An 18018-nucleotide genomic window follows, 5' to 3' on the forward strand; every position below is an offset into this window, starting at 1 on the left:
CAGCCACGCGGGCGGACTTGGCGCTCGCGGGCAGGCGACCGGCGCACAGCGAAACCGCGCCGGCCCGCGTACAAGATGCCAGGGGACCGCAGTTGACCTTCCAGGGTCGGGTACCGGGGATGGACCGCTGACCAAGCGGTCATCACCGACGCGCCCTGAACAACTGACGCCCCGCCAGCGAGTACAACGCCACACGACGCCGCGTTCCCAGCTGGCCCGCACCAGGAGCCTTCCATGCCCCATCCCCATCGCCCTCTGCTCGTCGCCGTGTTGCCGGCGCTGCTGTCGGCAGCCGCCTGCAGCGGTGTGGCTGCGCCGCAGTACGCCACGACGTCTGCCTCCGCATCCGCCTCGGCTTCCGCGCCCGCAGCCGAAGCCGGCCGGCCATTCGCGGTGACCCCGGTGCACGCCTTCGCCGAACCCTGGGCCATGACCTTCCTGCCCGATGGACGCCTGCTGGTCACCGAGAAGCGCGGCCAGCTGCAGCTGTACGACTTCAGGGCCGGCAAGGCCACCGAGATCGCCGGCGTGCCGACCGTCGCCTATGGCGGCCAGGGCGGATTGGGCGATGTGGTCCTGCATCCGGACTTCGCCAACAACAAGGTGGTGTACCTGAGCTATGCCGAGCCGGGCGATGGCGACATGCGCGGTGCTGCAGTGGCCCGCGCGACGCTGGCCCTGGACGCCGCCGGTGGCGGCACGCTGCAGGACCTGAAGGTGATCTGGCGCCAGCTGCCCAAGGTCAGCGGGCAAGGCCATTACGGCCATCGCATCGCCTTCGACCGCGCCGGCAAGCTGTGGATCAGCTCCAGCGAACGGCAGAAGTTCGATCCGGCCCAGGACATGACCAGCAACCTGGGCAAGATCGTGCGACTCAACGACGATGGCAGCGTGCCGGCCGACAACCCGTTTGCAGCCCGAGGCGGGGTCGCCAGCCAGATCTGGTCGCTCGGCCATCGCAACGTGCTGGGCATTGCCTTCGATGCACAGGGCCGGTTGTGGGCGCAGGAGATGGGTCCCAGGGGCGGCGACGAACTCAACCTGATCGAGCGCGGCGCCAACTATGGTTGGCCGATCGTCTCCAATGGCGACCATTACGACGGCCGCGACATCCCCGACCATGCCACCGCCCCGGAGTTCACCGCGCCCAAGGTCAGCTGGAACCCGGTGATCTCCCCGGCGGGACTGATGATCTATTCGGGCAGCCTGTTCCCGGACTGGAAGGGCAACGCCTTCATCGGCGGGTTGTCCTCGCGCAGCCTGGTGCGGATCGAGTTTGACGGAAGCAACGCAAAGGAAGCGGCCCGCTACGACATGGGCCAGCGCATCCGCGAGGTCGAACAGGGCCCGGACGGTGCGCTGTGGTTGCTGGAAGACGGCAAGGACGGCGGCGGCCGCCTGCTCAGGCTCACGCCGGCAGCCTGACCGCGGTTGGGCGGCATGCCAGGCTCGGCATCGACCGGGGCAGCGGCACACTGCCCATCGCCATCCGGCTCCAACGACGCCTGTTGTTTTCCGGCATGGGCATGTCCGACGCTTGCAGGGTGACGCTCATTCCCTGGTGATCCTGTGCCCGCCGAAGCCATTGCGCATCGCCGCCAGCAGCTTGTCGGCGTAGGAATCCTTCTCGCGCGAGCGCAGGCGTTCGAGCAGCGACAGGGTGATCACCGGCGCGGACACGTTGAGGTCCAGCGATTCGGCCACCGTCCAGCGACCTTCGCCCGAATCCTCCACATACGGCGCGATGCCGGCCAGGGTGGGATTTTCCTTCAGCGCATCGGTGGCGATGTCCAGCAGCCACGAGCGCACCACGCTGCCGTGCTGCCACACCTGCGCCACTTGGTGCAGATCGAGCTTGAAGTCGGCCTTGCGCTCCAGGATCGCAAAGCCCTCGGCGTAGGCCTGCATCATTCCGTACTCGATGCCGTTGTGGACCATCTTGGTGAAGTGGCCCGCGCCCACGGGACCTACGTGGCCCCAGCCGGTGGTCGGCGATGGCGCCAGGGTCTCGAACACCGGCTTGAGCGTGGCCAGGGCGGCATCGCTGCCGCCGACCATCATGCTGTAGCCCTCGGTCAGGCCCCACACGCCGCCGCTGGTGCCGCAGTCGACGAGGGCGATGCCGGCCTGCTCCAGCCGCGCGGCGCGGCGGATGCTGTCCTTGTAGTGCGAGTTGCCACCATCGATGACGATGTCGCCCGGCCACAGCAGCGGCAGCAGTGCGTCGAGCGTGTCATCGACGATGGTGCCGGCCGGCACCATCAGCCAGACCGCGCGCGGGGCGGACAGTTCGGACACCAGCGCGGCCAGCGAGCCGGCCGGGGTGACTCCGTGGTCGGCGGCACGCTGGCGCGCCTGCGCCGAAGGATCGAATCCGGTGACCGCGTGGCCGCCCTGCGCCAGGCGCTGGGCCATGTTCGCGCCCATCCGCCCCAGCCCCACCATGCCCAGTTCCATCATCCGGCTCCTCTGACGCGCGCCAATTGCGCACCGGCAAGCTTCACGCAAGCGGCGTGAGCGGGCAGTGGTGGGCCTGACCCGATCGGTGTCGCATTACGCGACGACCCATGCCGGTGCCGTCAGTCGCGCACCAGGGTGACATAGGCGCCACTGCTGACGATCTGAAAGGTGTCGTTGTCCACCCGGCGTACCGGGGTGCCGTCATCCAGCGCATACAGATGTGCGGGGTGGCCAGCCGCGCCGGCATCGTGGTCAGAGGGCAGGATCCGCACCCGGCGACGCTCGCCAGTGCTGTCCTGGGCAACGAAGTAGCGGGTTTCCATCGTGATGTCCCTCGCGAGGCTGCGAATGTGGCGCCAAGCCTAGGTGCAGAGACATTAAAACCACCTGCACGCGCCACTGCCCGGCCGTTCCATTGCGAGCTGGACGATGTCTGCCTGCCAATGGGCAAGGCCGGCGCGGACGAGGGCAGCGCCTCGCCCTAGGAGCCTGTCGGACTTTGGCCGGCCGGGCTGCAAATCCGGCTGTGCGGTCCATATTTCCGTCGCTTCTTGCCCCATAGAACCACTATGGGGCGGCGAATCGCCGAAAATCTGTCCTCGCGCAGACGAATTTTCGCCTCGACCGCCAAAGCCCGACAGACTCCTAGCCGGTGGGAGCGCTGACGCCACCTCACCGGTCGCGCTGGGCGTGGTGCCCGGCCAGGGCCGGAAGCGACCGCCGCCGCGGCCGTCGAGGCGCAGAAAACCGGTCTCGGGGCAAGGCCCCACGAAACCGAACCAGAAGGCCGGCCCTGCCGGTCCGGTTTCTTGCATGCCTTTGGAACGCGTGGAGTCAGGGCGTGTCGGTGCTGCCGGCATCGTCCCTGGGCGCGGCCGGGTCCGGTGCCGGTGTGGGTGCCGGTGCCGGTGCCGGTGCCGCGTCCGGTGCGGGTGCGGGTGCGGGTGCGGGCACGAGGGTACCGGCGGCCGGGCTTTCCACCGGCATCGGCACGGCTTCGCCTGCCGGGTGCGGCTGCAGCGGTGCAGGCGCCGGCGGCGCCATGGCTTCCTCGGCCCGCTTGGGTGCCAGCACGGGCTTCTTGACCTGCGGTGGCAGATAGCGGTCGACCAGGCGGAAGAACGAGCGGTAGAAGTCGGGGTCCTGCACGGTCAGGCTGGCCACCCGCACCAGCGAGTCATCGCTGCTGCCGAAGGGCAGCGACAGCGATCCCAGCGCGGTGCCGACGCTGGCCGAGGTATTGGACTTGCGCAGGTTGTAACGGTCCTGGGTGGCGCTGGCGAACACCCAGGCCTCGCCCGAAGCCAGACCCACGCAGGACACCCGAATGGCGACCTGCTCGTGGACTTCCGGCTCGGGCTGGAAATTCTTGTTGGCTTCCACCATCGCCGCATCCGAACGGCTGACCACATAGCCCTGGCTCAGCAGTGCGCGGCGCGAGCCCTCGCACACCTGGTCCGGAGCGCGGTCGAAGGTGCGCGAGTAGGTGCCATCGGAGTCAAAGGTCTCCGCTGCCAGCATTTCGCCCTTCTTGGAAAAGGGCGAGTGACTGCAGCCGGACAAAAGGACCGCGGCCGCGGCCAGGGGAGCACAGCGCAACAGGGAGATTCGCATGGAGGATGGCAGTCACGGAGCGGGAGCCGCGAAAGCATAACCCGTGCCACGAAAACGGTTTCACCGACCTCCGCAGGCTGCTCAGTTTTTGTTCTGGCTGAACTGGCAATTCGATGAACGCAGCGCACGCTTCGGCCCACGGCGCCATCACGGACCGGCGCCTAGGCTACCCTTTCCTCCGCGGCAAGAGCCTCCCATGCAGGTACTGATCACCGGCGGCAGCGGCTTCATCGGCCAGGCCCTGTGCCCGGCGCTGCTGGCCGCTGGCTGGCAGGTTTCGGTGGTCTCGCGCGACACCCGGGCCGCCGCGCGCAAGCTGCCCGCGGCGGTCCGGGTGCTGGCCGACATCGACGGCGCCGGCGGCGCCGATGCGGTGATCAACCTGGCCGGCGCACCGCTGGCCGGGCGCCGCTGGAACGAGGCCTACAAGCAGACCCTGCGTGAGTCCCGATTGCGCACCACCGAAGCGCTGCTGGCCTGGATGGAAAGCCTGACCGTGCGTCCGGCGGTGCTGGTTTCCGGCTCGGCGATCGGCTACTACGGGCCCAGCGACGACACCCCGCTGGCCGAGACCGCGCCAGCGGGCGATGACTTCGGCGCGCGCCTGGCCGCGGACTGGGAAGCGGCCGCCCTGCCCGCCCGCGCGCTGGGCGTGCGCACCCTCTTGCTGCGCACCGGCGTGGTGCTGGGTGCCGGCGGTGGCGCCCAGCAGCAGCTGCTTACGCCCTACCGCATGGGCCTGGGCGGGCCGATCGGCGATGGCCAACAGTGGTTCAGCTGGATCCATCGGGACGACCTCGTCCGGTTGGTGATCTGGTTGCTGGACCAGAGCACGCTGGACGGCCCGGTCAACGGCACCGCGCCCGAACCGGTACGACAGAAGGACTTTGCCGCCGCGCTGGGCCGCGCCCTGCACCGTCCGGCGCTCATGCCCACGCCCGGGCTCGCGTTGAAGGCCGCATTCGGCGAAATGGCCCAGATGCTGATCGAGGGCCAGCGGGTGATCCCGGCGCGCGCGCAGGGCCAGGGCTTCCAGTTCCTGTATCCGGACATCGACGGCGCGCTGGCGCAGATCCTCCAGTCCCAGGCCTGAGGGCCGCTGGGCCCGTCGCTGCGGCCGCGGGCAAAGGGCGAAGGCGGATCCTCGGGCCAGCTATTGCACGCGCTGGACGTTGCCGATGGAGCGGCCGAGCCCCACGTCGCAACGGCGGTGGCAAGCGCTGCCAGCCCGACGCACCCTGCATCCGTTGGCCGCCCAGTGGCGCGTCACCCGGAGGAGGCGCGCCACGGCGGCAACGTTTCGGGGTCGCTCAGGTTGACATGCGGTCCTGCTCGACCGCCATCAACGCCAGAGAGCGGCCCACGGCCGTCCATTGAGCGCCAGCAGGTACCGCGCGTTCGGCGTGGCGCTCGGCAGTGTCGATCTGCACGTGCCAGTGCTCGCCTTCGACCGCTGGCAGCTGGAACACCACTTCGTCGGCACTGGCATTGAGCAGCATCAGCAGGGTCACGCTGGCGCCGGCCTGGCGCAGGCCGCTGGCCGGGGCACGGCCATCGAGGCGCATCATCAGCGCGCGCGCATGCGGGTTGTGCCAGTCCTCTTCGGTCATCTCCTCGCCGGTCGGCGAGAGCCAGGTGACGTCCTTGATGCCCAGCTCCTCATCAAACTTGCCGTCGAAGAAGCGCGCGCGCTGCAGCAGCGGATAGCGCTGACGCAGCGCGGTCAGACGCTGGACGAAGCGGGTCAGCTCGCTGCCTTCGGGCAGGGCGGCCGCCTCCCAGTCCAGCCAGCTCAGCGCATTGTCCTGGCAGTAGGCGTTGTTGTTGCCGTGCTGAGTGCGGCCGAATTCGTCGCCGGCCTGCAGCATGGGCGTGCCCTGCGACAGCAACAGGGTGGCCAGCAGGTTGCGCTGCTGGCGCGCGCGCAGTGCATTGATGCCCGGGTCATCGGTCGCGCCTTCGACACCATGGTTGTAGGAGATGTTGTTGTCGGTGCCGTCGCGGTTGTCCTCGCCGTTGGCCTCGTTGTGCTTGTGGTTGTAGCTGACCAGGTCGCGCAGGGTGAAGCCATCGTGGGCGGTGACGAAGTTGACCGAGGCGCTGGGCCGGCGGCCGCGGCGATTGAACAGATCCGCGCTGCCGGTCAGGCGGGTGGCCAGTTCCGGGAGCTTGCCTTCGTCGCCGCGCCAGAATGCGCGCACGGTGTCGCGGAACTTGTCGTTCCACTCCAGCCAGCCCGGCGGGAAATTGCCGACCTGATAGCCGCCCGGGCCGACGTCCCATGGCTCGGCAATCAGCTTGACCTGGCTCAGCAGCGGGTCCTGCCGACACGCGTCCAGGAAGCCGCCCGAGGGATCGAAACCATGGCCTTCGCGCCCCAGGATGGTGGCCAGGTCGAAACGGAACCCGTCCACGTGCATCTCGGCCACCCAGTAGCGCAGCGAGTCCATCACCATGCGCAGCGCGCCGGCATTGGTCAGGTCGAAGGTGTTGCCGGTGCCGGTGTCGTTGATGTAGAAACGGCGATCGTCGGCCAGGCGGTAGTAGCTGGCGTTGTCGATGCCCCTGAACGAGAACGTCGGACCGAGCTCGTTGCCTTCGGCGGTGTGGTTGTAGACCACGTCCAGGATCACTTCCAGCCCGCTGTGGTGCAGGCGCGCGACCAGCTGCTTGAACTCGGACACCGAACCGGTGGCCATGTAGCGCGAATGCGGCGCGAAGAACGCCAGGGTGTTGTAGCCCCAGTAGTTGGACAGGTCCTGCTCCAACAGGTGCTGGTCATCGGCGTAGGCGTGGATGGGCAGCAGCTCGACCGCGGTCACGCCCAGGCCGCGGATGTGCTCGACCAGCTCATCGCTCTTCAGGCCCGAGAAGGTGCCGCGCAGGTTCTCGGGCACGCCGGGGTGGGTCATGCTCAGGCCGCGCACGTGCGCCTCGTAGATCACCGTGCGCTGCAACGGGGTCAGCAGGCGCTTGTCGTTGCCCCAGGTGAAGGCCGGATCGATCACCGCGCACTTGGGCATGTAGCCGGCGCTGTCGCGCTTGTCGAAGGACAGATCCTTGTCCTTGTGGCCGACGGTGTAGCCAAACAGGTGCGGCGCCCATTTGGGTTCGCCCACGATCCGCTTGGCGTACGGATCCAGCAGCAGCTTGTTGGGGTTGAAACGGTGCCCGGCGTCAGGCGCGTACGGGCCATGCACGCGGTAGCCATAGAGCTGGCCGGGGCGCGCATCGGGCAGGTAGCCGTGAAAGACCTCGTCGGTGTATTCGGGCAGGGCGATCCGCTCGGTCTCGCGGCCGCGCTCGTCGAACAGGCACAGCTCCACCTGGGTGGCATTGGCCGAGTACAGGGCGAAGTTCACCCCCAGGCCATCCCAGGTGGCGCCCAGCGGAAATGGCCGGCCCTCGCGGATGCGCGAGCGGCGGACAAGTCGGCGCGAAGGGGGTGGCGTGCGCGGCGGGCGTGGCTTGGGCGGGGGGGACGTCACGACGGATCCTGCTCCTGATGGGGGAATGGGGGGGTGCCGCTGCCCTCGGATTGTGCGGCTGCGCGCAGTTCGGCATCGACCAGGCGCTCGGCCATGGCCCAGTGCCGGGCGGACTGGCCATCGGGCCGGCCCTCGGCTTCCCAGATTTCATGGGCCAGCTGTTCGATGCGTCGGGTGCGCGCGGTCGGGTCCATGGCGAAATTCACTGCAAGGTGGCCAGCACGGCCACTGGGGAATGGAGGAACAGCTCGGCCAGCGCCATGTGTCTGCCCTGGACCTCCAGCACGCGCCCATCGGGCAGGTGGCGATAACGGCCATCGGGCAGGACCAGCGCACCGTCCTGCCAATAGTCTGCCGGCAGCGATGGCACGGCGATGTCGACGCCACCCAGCAGGCGTGGCACGGCCACCACCAGCGCGGTGTCGCCGTGCTGGCGACGAAAGGCCAGCACCTGGGCGCAGGCGTGGCCCTCGGCGCGCAGCGGCTTGTAGTCGCCGCGCGCGAACAGCTCGGGCACGCTTGCCCGCAGCTGCAGCAGCTGGGCCACCAGCCGCGCCTTGCACTGGCCGCTGCGCCATTGTTGCAACAGCGCCGGCCAGGGCGCCGGATCGTCCAGCCACTGCTGGCGCAGGGCGAAATCCACAGGGCGGCGGTTGTCCGGATCGACCAGCGACAGGTCCCAGCCTTCGGTGCCCTGGTACAGGTCGGGCACCCCTGGCGTAGTCAGGCGCAACGTGGCCTGGGCCAGGCCGTTGATCGCACCCAGCGGCCCCAGCGCCTGCGCGGCGGCGTGCACGGCATGGCGCAAGGTCTTGCCGGCGTCCTGGACGAGCGCGGCGTCCAGCAGCGCGCGCGCGGCCGCTTCGTAGCGCTCGTCCGGCTCGGTCCAGGTGCTGCGCAGTTTCGCCTCGCGCAGGGCCTTGGCCTGCCAGCCGGCCATGCGCTCGGCGAACGCGGCAAGGCCGTGCGCGTCGTCCGGTTCCAGGGCCAGTGGCCACGCGCCAACCAGCATCTGCCACAGCATCAGTGCATCGCCGGCATCGGGACCGCCAGCACCAGGCGCCAGTCCCAGCTGCCTGGCCAGCGTGGTGAAGGCCTCCACCTGCTGCACCCACCACGCCGGCTGCGCGCTGAGCACGGCCAGGCGCATGCGCAGGTCCTCGCCACGCTTGTGGTCGTGGGTGGCGGTGGCCAGCATCGCCCGCTGGTGGCCGGCGGCGCGCGCCTGGCAGGCCCGATGGAAGGCATGGGTATCCAGGGCCAGGTGGAGCGGATGCGAGCCGACTTCGTTGCGCGAGAGCAGCACGCCATGGCGATAGAAGCTGGTGTCCTCCACCGACTTGGCGTTGAGCGGCGCCGAGAGCTGCTCCATGCGCCGGCGCAGCACCCGGCGCAGGCTGCGCTGGACGGTGGGCGTCTGGGGGGCGTCGCGCATCCAGCGCCGCAGCGCGTCGATGGCGGCCTGCACGCCCGGGTGGGCGCCTTCGCGCGCGGCCTGGGCGGCAGTGTCGAACAAGTCCGCGTCCCGCGCATCCAGGCCATCGTTGCCGGCATAGGTGCGGTAGACAGGGAAGCGCCGCATCACCGCGGCCAGCGCCGCAGCCAGCATCTGCGGGCTGAACTCGCGGCAGGCCAGGTCCAGGCGCGCGGTGGCGGTGGCAGCCTGCAGGGCGCGGTTGAACTCGGCCTGCAGCGAGCCTTCCAGCAGCTCGCCGCGGGCCTGGAATTCTTCCTGCGAAAAATCGCCACTGCGACCGCTGTGCGCCACCCACAGCCGGGTCAGCGGGGCCTGTCCGTGCGGGTCGTGCAGCACCCCGGAGACCTGGTCCATGAAGTCGTAGCCGGTCGTGCCCTGCACCGGCCAGTCGCGTGGCAGGCGCTCGCCGGGAGCCAGGATCTTTTCGACCAGCAGCACCACCGTGCCCGGCCGCAGACCGCGCCTGCGTCCGGCCCGGTCCACCTGCGCACGCAGCCGGCGCAGGTAGCCGCGCGGATCGGCCAGGCCGTCCACGTGGTCCAGGCGCAGCCCATCGAGCACGCCCTCGCCGATCAGCCGCAGCGGCAGGGCGTGCACGGCGTTGAATACGTCTGGCCGCTCGACGCGGATGGCCGCCAGCGAGGTGATGTCGAAGAAGCGGCGGTAGTTGACCATGTCGTTGCCGACCCGCCACCACGCCAACCGGTAGGCCTGGCGCTCCAGCAGTCGATGCAGGGTGTCTTCGCCGCGCACCGCGCCCTGGCTGATCTGGCGCGCCCAGTCGCGACGCAGCTCGAGGTCCTGCGGCAGCGAGGCCCCATCCACGCGCACCGGGAAACAGGCCTGGTGGTGTTCCAGCTGCAGTTCGCCGGCCTCGCTCAGGCCCAGCTTCAGCGCGCCTTCGGCCAGCGCCTGCGCGTAGGGACGGTCCAGCACCGGCAGCCACAGTTTTCCGTCATGGCCCGGACTGCGCCAGTCGATGTCGAACCAGTCCGCGTGCCTGCTGCGGCGGCCGTGCCTGAGCACGTCCCACCACCACGGGTTGTGCGCGTGGGCGGCCATGTGATTGGGCACGATGTCCAGGATCAGGCCCATGCCGCGCGCCTGCGCCGCCGCGTGCAAGTCCATCAGCGCCGCCTCGCCGCCGAGTTCGGGATTGACCTGGCCCGGATCGGTGACGTCGTAGCCGTGGGTCGAGCCCGGCACTGCAGTGCCGATCGGCGAGAGATACAGATGGCTCACCCCGAGCCGGGCGAAGTACGGCACCTGCGCGGCGGCATCGCCCAGGGTGAAGCCGGCATGCAGCTGCAGGCGGGCGGTGGCGCGCAGTTCGGTCATGCCGGGGTGCGCCGTTGACGGGCCTGGGCGAACCCGGCCAGGGTGGACTCCAAGCCGGGCGCGGCCGCAGGCAGGCGCCGACGCCAGTTGGGATGGCCCTCCACCACGCCCGGCAGGTTGGGTTGTTCCTCCAGCCCCAGTGCGTCCTCGGCCGGCAGCAGGGCCAGCGGCGCAGGACTGTGCGCGACGAAGGCCAGCCAGTCCTGCAGCTGCGCGCCATCGCCGCCGTCTGCCTGTACCTGCGCGGCCAGGCGCGCAACATCCTCGGCACGTCGTGCATCTTCAGCCTGGCGATCGATCTGCCCGCCCGTGCCCAGGCGCTGGCGCCAGTCCAGGTCGCGGCCGCATTTCCACCCGGCCAGCGTCGGCAGGTCGTGGGTGGTGGTGGTGGCCACGGCCGAGGTGCGCCAGCGCGCCGGTGGCAGGAACGCCCCATCGGCATCGCGGGTGAACATCAGCACATCGATGCCCAGCACCCCGCGCGCGGCGAGCCGTTCGCGCAGGCCGTCGGGCACCACGCCCAAGTCCTCCCCGATCACGATGCAGCGGTTGCGCCAGGACTCCAGCGCCAGCAGCCGCAGCAGATCATCGAAGGGATAACGCAGGTACACCCCGTCACTGGCGCTGCCGCCAGCGGGCAGCACCCACAGCCGCAGCAGGCCCAGGATATGGTCGATGCGCACCCCGCCGCGGCCGTGCATCACCGCGCGCAGCAACCCGATGAACGGCGCAAACCCGGTCGCCTTCAAGGCGGTCGGAGAATAGCTGCTGATGCCCCAGGCCTGGCCGTCGGCATTGAAGGCATCCGGGGGTGCGCCCAGCACCAGTCCGGGCAGCACCGCATCGGGCCAAGCGGCCGCTTCGGCGCCGTGTGGATCGAAGCCCACCGCCAGGTCGCTGATCAGGCCGATCCGCATGCCACCGTCACGCGCACACTGCTGCACGTTCGACCAGCTGCGCGCGGCCAGCCACTGGGCGAACAGCTGGAATGCCACATCGTCATCGCCTGCATCGCGCGCGGCAAAGGCTGCATAGGCCGCCAGCGCGTCGCCGCCTTCGCGCACGAAGGCGTCCAGGTCGCTCCGATGCGCATCGTCGCGCAGGTCCTGATGCAGTCTGCGCAGCCAGGCCCACTTTGCCTGCGCGCCGCCGGGCCAGTCGACCAGCGCCGCGGCATGCAGCTGGGCGAAGCGCTGCGCCAGTCCGGCCGCCTGCAATGCGGCATCGGCCGCGGCCTGGCCCAGCACCTGCACCGGCGCAGCATGCAGCGGGTCGAAATAACGCCGGTCGCTGGGCGAATACGGGCTGTAATGGCGCCCCACCGGCCGCGCCGCGTGCACCGGGCTCAGCGCCAGCGCATCACCACCGGCGGCGGCCACCCGCCGCACCCAGTCCAGCACGCCGTCGGCATCGCCGATGGATGCATCGTGCCGGCTCGGCGCCGAATACACCTGCAGGCCCACGCCCCAGGCACGCGCGGCCGGATCGTCGCACGCATCGCCCACCGACCAGCAGCGCGCAGGCGCGACCGCCACCTGCAGCACCTGCTCGCCCGCGCCAGCCTGCAGCAACTGGTAATAACCCGGCGCCGACACACCTGCGGCGCGGCCCTGGGCATCGAACGTGCCCTCACACGCGCGGCCGGTTTCATCCAGCAGCTGGTACCGCAGGCCTGGCGTGGCGTTGACCGCCAGCGGCTCGCCGATCGTGGCGGTGATCATCGCCGGCGCCCGATGCAGCCAGGCGAGCCGGTCCTGGCTCTGGCGACACTGGGCATCGCTGGCGCAGGGCAACCCCATCGCCTCGAGCACCGCGCCCAGCGTGGCAGGCGCCACGGTCTGCGGGCGGCCGGACATGTCGACCCAGTCCACCAGCAGGCCCGCCGCATCGGCCAGCGCATTGAGCGCAGGCGAACTCATGCGGCTGCATCCCGCAGCCATACGCGCAATGCGTTCGATGCCAGTGTCTCCTGGTCGGCCTGCGCATTTTCCGCATGCAGCAGCACGCCCGACGCCGCTGGCGCACGGACCGCAGCGCGGCCGAAGTTGAATTCCACATGCAGCACCCGCGGTCCGAGCGACCAGCGCGCGGCGATCGCGGCAGGTGCCAGCACCTGCGCGCCAAGCGCACGCGCCTGGTCCAGGTGCGGCGCCAGGTGTGCCTGGCGCACCGCCAGCAGCGCGGCAAACCACTGCGCAAACACCGCGCCTTCACCGTGGGTGGAATCGGCAATGTCGACCTTGGATGCCTCGAAGGTGCCCGGCTGGTTGGGATCGGGAATGCTGGCGCGCGCGGCCTCGTCGGCGAATGCAGCAAAGTGCGCAAATTCCCTGCGCCGGCCCTCGCGCACCGCCTCGTCCAGCGGTGGCGCGTAGTCGGTGAAGAACAGGAACGGCTGGCGCGCGCCCCACGGTTCGCCCATGAAGAACAGCGGAATCATCGGCGTCAGCGCGGTCAATGCCAGCGCCGCGCGCAATGCTTCTGGCGAGACCAGCGCGGCGAGCCGATCGCCCTTGGCGCGGTTGCCGATCTGGTCATGGTTCTGCGCGAACACCACGAACCTGGTCGGCGGCAGGTGTGCGGACGGCTCGCCGCGGCGATGGCCGCGATGGTCGGCCTGGCCCTGGTAGGCAAAGCCCTCGGCCAGCACGCGCGCCAGATGCGCGGTCGGGTCGTCGGCGAAACCGGCGTAATAGCCTTCGTCCTCGCCGGTCAGCAGCACGTGCAGTGCGTTGTGGAAGTCGTCGTCCCACTGCCCGGTGTAGCCGTCGGCCAGGCGCGAGGCCTGGTTGGCCTCGTTCTCCAGCACCAGGTGCACGTGGCGCTCGTCGGGCAGGCTGTCGACGATCGCCGTTCGCAAGGTCTCCAGGAAATCATTGGGCACGATCGCGTGCACCGCATCCAGACGCAGGCCATCGAAGCGGTACTCATGCAGCCACATCAGCGCGTTGTCGATGAAATAGCGCTGTACCGGCGGCTGGCGGAAATCGATGGCCGGGCCCCACGGGGTGGGCGCATCGGCGTTGAAGAAGCTTTCCGCGTACTGGTGCAGGTAATTGCCTTCCGGGCCGAAGTGGTTGTACACCACGTCCAGCAGCACCATCAGGCCGTGGCCGTGGGCGGCGTCGATCAGCGCCTTGAGCTGTTCGGGGGTGCCGTAGGCCGATTCCGGAGCATAGGGCAGCACCCCGTCGTAGCCCCAGTTGCGGCGTCCGGGAAATTCGCCCAGCGGCATCAGCTCGATGGCGGTGATGCCCAGTTCCACCAGCCGTGGCAGCTGCGCGATGGTGCCCGGATAGCCGCCGCAGAGGCCCACGTGCAGTTCGTAGATCACCGCCTCGCGCCAGGGCCGGCCGTGCCAGGCGGTATGCTGCCAGGCGTAGGCGTGGGGATCGACCACCACGCTGTCGCCGTGCACGCCATCGGGCTGCCAGCGCGAGGCAGGATCGGGCACCGGGTCGCGGCCGTCGATGCGGTAGCGGTAGCGCGCGCCCGGCGCCACCGGGAGGATCAGGTCAAAGCTGCCATCGTCGTGCCGGTGCATGCGATGGGCCCCGCCCTGGGCCAGTTCCAGCAGGACTTCCTGCGCGTCCGGTGCCCAGATGCGGAAGCGCGTGCGCTCCTGCGCGTCCGGCATCGCGCCCAACCATGGGCGACCGGCCAACTCCCCAAGGGCGGCCATCAGTCCGGTTTCAGCCAGATCGTCGCCAGCGGCGGCAAGGTCAGGGCCACCGATTGCGCATGGCCGTGCATCGGCACCGGCTGGGTGCTGACCACACCGGCATTGCCCACGTTGGAGCCGCCGTAGTGGCTGCTGTCGGTATTGAGGATCTCATGCCACTGGCCGGCGCGCGGCACGCCGACGCGATATTCGTAGCGCGGCATCGGGGTGAAGTTGCTCACCGTCAGCACCGGCGCGGCGCCAGTGTCGCGGTCATGGCGGACGAAGGCGAACACGCTGTTGGCGGAGTCATCGCCCACCGACCATTCGAAGCCCTCGCTGGTATGGTCGTTGCGATACAGCGCCGGCTCTTGCTTCAGGCGTGCGTTGAGGTCGCCCACCAGCTGCGCCAGGCCGTGGTGCTCGTGTTGCTGCATCAGCGGCCATTCCAGCGTCGCGTCGTGGTTCCACTCACCCAGCTGTCCGAACTCGCCACCCATGAACAGCAGTTTGCGTCCCGGGTGCGCCCACATGAAGCCGAAGTACGCACGCAGGTTGGCCAGTTTCTGCCAGGCATCGCCTGGCATCTTGGCCAGCAGCGAGCCCTTGCCGTGCACCACTTCATCATGCGAGAGCGGCAGCACGAAGCGCTCGGAGAACGCGTACAACATGCCGAAGGTCATTTCGCTGTGGTGGTACCTGCGATGCACGGGGTCACGCTTCATGTACTCCAGCGTGTCGTGCATCCAGCCCATGTTCCACTTGTGGGTGAAACCCAGGCCGCCATGTTCCGGCGGCAGCGTCACCCCGCCCCAGGCGGTGGACTCCTCGGCGATCATCATCACCCCGGGGAAGCGGTGACCGACTTCGCTGTTGAGCCGCTTGAGGAAGGCCACCGCCTCCAGGTTCTCGCGTCCGCCGTGCTGGTTGGGCACCCACTCGCCTTCGCTGCGGCTGTAGTCGCGGTAGAGCATCGAGGCCACCGCGTCCACCCGCAGCCCATCGATGTGGTAACGCTCGATCCACTCCAGCGCGCTGCCCACCAGGTAGGCCGACACTTCATGCCGGCCATAGTTGTAGATGAGCGTGTTCCAGTCGCGGTGGAAACCTTCCTTCGGGTCGGCGTGCTCGTACAGCGCGGTGCCGTCGAAGCGCTGCAGGCCATGTTCGTCATTGGGAAAGTGCGCGCTGACCCAGTCCAGAATCACGCCGATGCCGGCCTCGTGGCAGGCATCGACGAAGCGGGCAAAGCCTTCCGGCGTGCCGTGCCGCGCGGTCGGCGCATACATGCCCAGTGGCTGGTAGCCCCACGAACCGCCAAACGGATATTCGGTGATCGGCATCAGTTCGATGTGAGTGAACCCCAGCCAGCGCACGTAGGGAATCAGCTCGGCCGCCAGCTGGTGCCAGTCCATCAGTCCGCCGCTGGCGGTGCGACGCCAGGAACCGGCGTGCAACTCATAGATGGAGATCGGCTCGGGTGTGCTCGCACGTGCGCTGCGCCGGGCCATCCACTGCGCGTCGGTCCAGGCGAATTGCTCGGCCTGCGGCACCACCGAGGCGGTGGCCGGCGGCAGCTCGCACTGGCGGGCCATCGGATCGGCCTTGTGCGGCAGGCGCTGGCCATCGAAGGCGGTGATCTCGAACTTGTAGCGCATGCCGGCGCCGATGCCGGGGACAAACAATTCCCATACCCCACCGTTGTGGCGCAGGCGCATCGGATTGCGACGCCCGTCCCAGCTGTTGAAATCGCCCACCAGCGACACGCGGCGCGCATTGGGCGCCCACACGGCAAAACGCACACCATCGACGCCTTCGTGGGTCATCCGATGCGCGCCCAGGGCCAGCCGCGCCGCTTCGCCGTCGCCGGACAGGATGCCCTGCAGCCAGGCGTCCTCCAGGACCGGGCCGAACGCGTACGGATCCTGCATTTCCTGTATGGCGCCCGGCCAGGCGATGCGCAGGCGGTAGGGCATGGCCGCACCGAGTTCGGCCTCGAACAACCCGGCCGGATCCAGGCAGCGCATCAGTGCTACCACCCTGCCCTCGGCATTGAGCAGGGCCATGGCTTCGGCACCCTGCGCCATCGCGCGCACTCGCACGGTCCCCTGCTCGGTGGCATGTGGGCCCAGCAATGCGAAGGGATCACCGCCGTGTCCATGGACCAGCGCCTCCAGCATCGGATCCGCTGGCACCGTCTCGTACTGGTCGTTCGTTTCCTGTGCTCCCGTGGCCTGACTCATCGCCTGCGTCGTTGACGTCGTTTCATTCATGCCAGCGCCGTGGTCCGGTCGTACAGCGCCAGGTATTTACTTCCAGCCACATCCCAGCCGCTGGGCTTGAGCATGGCTGCACGCCGCATCGCATGCATCAGGCCGGGCAACTGGAAGGTGCGGAACGCCCGCTGCAGGCAACGGCGCAGCGCATCGGCCGATGGATCCTGGAACAGAAAGCCGGTCACGCCATCGTCCACGGTATCGATCAGTCCGCCGGTGGCGTGCGCGATCGGCAGGCTGCCGAAGCGCTGCGCATACATCTGACTCAGGCCGCAGGGTTCGAAGCGCGAAGGCATCAACAGGAAATCCGAGCCGGCGAACATGCGCCGCGCCAGCTGTTCCTCGAACCCGATATAGGCGCCGACATGACCCGGATAGCGGTGGGTCAGGCGCGCCACGGCCTGTTCGATCTGCGGCTCGCCGCCACCGATGATCACGATCTGGCCGCCGGCGGCCACGATCTGCGGGGCGACCTCGCAGATCAGGTCCAGGCCCTTCTGGTGGACCAGGCGCGAGACCACCGCGAACAGCGGGCCCTCGCGCTCGGGCAGGCCAAACTCACGGCGCACCTGGTGTGCATTGGCATTGCGGCCGGCCCAGTCGTTGACGCTGAAATGCGCCTGCAGGTGACGGTCGGTGCGCGGGTCCCAGCTGGCGTCGATGCCATTGAGGATGCCGGTCAGGTCGCCGGCCGCGGCGCGGCGCGCCAGCAGGCGGTCCAGGCCGCAGCCCAGCGCCGGCAGGGTGATCTGCGCCGCGTAGCTGACGCTGACGGTATTCACGTGCGCGGCGTGGATGATGCCGCCGCGCAGGAAGGACATCTGACCGTAGAACTCCAGGTCTTCGCGGCCGGCTTCGGGGATGCCCAGCAGCGGAGCCACCGCATGCGGGAACAGCCCCTGGTAGGCCAGGTTGTGGATGGTCAGCAGGCACGGCGTGGTGCCACCGGACCACTTGACGTAGGCCGAAGCCAGCGCGCACGGCCAGTCGTTGAGATGCAGCAGGTCCGGCGTCCAGGCCAGGCCGGCACGGCCGCCGGCGATTTCCGCCGCGGCATGGGACAGCGTGGCGAAGCGGATCGCGTTGTCTTCCCATTCGGCGCCCACGCTGGAGACGTAGGGCGAACCCTCGCGTTCGAACAGCTCCGGGCACACCAGCACGTAGACCGGCAGGCCATCGGCCAGGGTGGTATAGCCCAGTTGGCACGCCGGCAGGCCGGCACGGGCGGGAATGTGGCCGACGATCTCAAGCACGCCGGTGCGTGCCAGCACCGCGCGATAGCCGGGGATCAGTACGCGCGCGTCGTAGCGGCTGCGCAGGGCACGCGGCAGGGCCGCGGCGACATCGCCCAGGCCGCCGGCCTTGATGAAGTCGGCCATCTCCGAGGTGACGAACAACGAAGTCCGGCGTGGCGTGGTGCCGACGCGCAGGGTGTCCGGATCGTTCGCCGCCGCTGGCGCAAAAGGACCACGTGCATCGCGCGCCCTGGCCGTCGGCAGGGGAAGGGGCGATGCCATCGATGCACCCTGTGCAGGCGTCGGGACAACGACATCGGGACTCGCGGGCGCGATCATGGCAGGGTTTATCCGTCAGCGGCGGGAAGGACGGAACAGCAAAAAAAGCGGAACGACGCGGAGCACAAACCACCGCCTGGCGCGAAGGCAGGCAGCGTGACGCTGGTAGAGGGGTAGTGCGCGTGGACTG

At 69.3% G+C, this 18018-nt stretch carries 12 protein-coding genes; 2 read left to right on the forward strand and 10 right to left on the reverse strand.

The genetic code is table 11. The features are described from left to right. Window positions 1-234 precede the first annotated feature (234 nt). Entirely contained in the window at window positions 235-1425 is a 1191-nt protein-coding gene (locus D9R12_RS03465) for a PQQ-dependent sugar dehydrogenase (protein WP_122228060.1), read from the forward strand. A gap of 126 nt (window positions 1426-1551) precedes the next feature. Here the strand turns inward: D9R12_RS03465 and gnd are convergent, their stop codons facing one another. The 3 genes from gnd to D9R12_RS03480 all read right to left on the reverse strand — a co-directional run bounded on the left by gnd (window position 1552) and on the right by D9R12_RS03480 (window position 4074). Continuing rightward, on the reverse strand, window positions 1552-2457 hold the full coding sequence (gene gnd, locus D9R12_RS03470) for a phosphogluconate dehydrogenase (NAD(+)-dependent, decarboxylating) (protein ID WP_122228781.1): 906 nt from the start codon (window positions 2455-2457) through the stop codon (window positions 1552-1554). A gap of 122 nt (window positions 2458-2579) precedes the next feature. Then, window positions 2580-2783, reverse strand: a complete 204-nt coding sequence (locus D9R12_RS03475; protein ID WP_014161700.1) for a hypothetical protein — start codon at window positions 2781-2783, stop codon at window positions 2580-2582. A 511-nt stretch (window positions 2784-3294) separates the two neighbouring features. After that, complete coding sequence (locus tag D9R12_RS03480) at window positions 3295-4074, reverse strand: DUF2242 domain-containing protein (RefSeq protein ID WP_425479032.1); 780 nt, start codon at window positions 4072-4074, stop codon at window positions 3295-3297. A gap of 196 nt (window positions 4075-4270) precedes the next feature. Here D9R12_RS03480 and D9R12_RS03485 point away from each other — a divergent pair, with 196 nt between their 5' ends. After that, entirely contained in the window at window positions 4271-5167 is an 897-nt protein-coding gene (locus D9R12_RS03485; protein WP_122228066.1) for a TIGR01777 family oxidoreductase, read from the forward strand. 217 nt (window positions 5168-5384) lie between these two features. Here D9R12_RS03485 and glgX read toward each other — a convergent pair whose 3' ends face one another. From glgX to glgA, 7 genes are read right to left on the reverse strand one after another with little or no spacing between them, the layout of a single operon-like run. Next, window positions 5385-7562 carry a glycogen debranching protein GlgX gene (glgX, locus tag D9R12_RS03490; RefSeq protein ID WP_122228069.1) on the reverse strand — a complete coding sequence of 726 codons (2178 nt, stop codon included), beginning with the start codon at window positions 7560-7562 and terminating at the stop codon, window positions 5385-5387. After that, complete coding sequence (locus D9R12_RS03495) at window positions 7559-7756, reverse strand: DUF2934 domain-containing protein (RefSeq protein WP_043291390.1); 198 nt, start codon at window positions 7754-7756, stop codon at window positions 7559-7561. Before D9R12_RS03495 ends, glgX begins: the two co-directional genes overlap by 4 nt. 8 nt (window positions 7757-7764) lie before the next feature. Then, complete coding sequence (gene treY, locus D9R12_RS03500; protein WP_014161705.1) at window positions 7765-10377, reverse strand: malto-oligosyltrehalose synthase; 2613 nt, start codon at window positions 10375-10377, stop codon at window positions 7765-7767. Then, on the reverse strand, window positions 10374-12296 hold the full coding sequence (malQ, locus tag D9R12_RS03505) for a 4-alpha-glucanotransferase (RefSeq protein ID WP_122228072.1): 1923 nt from the start codon (window positions 12294-12296) through the stop codon (window positions 10374-10376). Before malQ ends, treY begins: the two co-directional genes overlap by 4 nt. Then, window positions 12293-14059: a malto-oligosyltrehalose trehalohydrolase gene (gene treZ, locus D9R12_RS03510; RefSeq protein WP_122228075.1), complete on the reverse strand. Its 1767-nt coding sequence runs from the start codon at window positions 14057-14059 to the stop codon at window positions 12293-12295. The genes malQ and treZ overlap by 4 nt, the downstream gene beginning before the upstream one ends. Next, window positions 14059-16281, reverse strand: coding sequence for a 1,4-alpha-glucan branching protein GlgB (gene glgB / locus D9R12_RS03515; protein ID WP_122228078.1), 2223 nt, complete (start codon window positions 16279-16281; stop codon window positions 14059-14061). Before glgB ends, treZ begins: the two co-directional genes overlap by 1 nt. A 26-nt stretch (window positions 16282-16307) precedes the next feature. After that, window positions 16308-17888 carry a glycogen synthase GlgA gene (gene glgA / locus D9R12_RS03520; protein ID WP_425479033.1) on the reverse strand — a complete coding sequence of 527 codons (1581 nt, stop codon included), beginning with the start codon at window positions 17886-17888 and terminating at the stop codon, window positions 16308-16310. Window positions 17889-18018 lie beyond the last annotated feature (130 nt).

This window comes from Pseudoxanthomonas spadix (genome assembly GCF_003703395.1).
GTDB lineage: Bacteria > Pseudomonadota > Gammaproteobacteria > Xanthomonadales > Xanthomonadaceae > Pseudoxanthomonas_A > Pseudoxanthomonas_A spadix.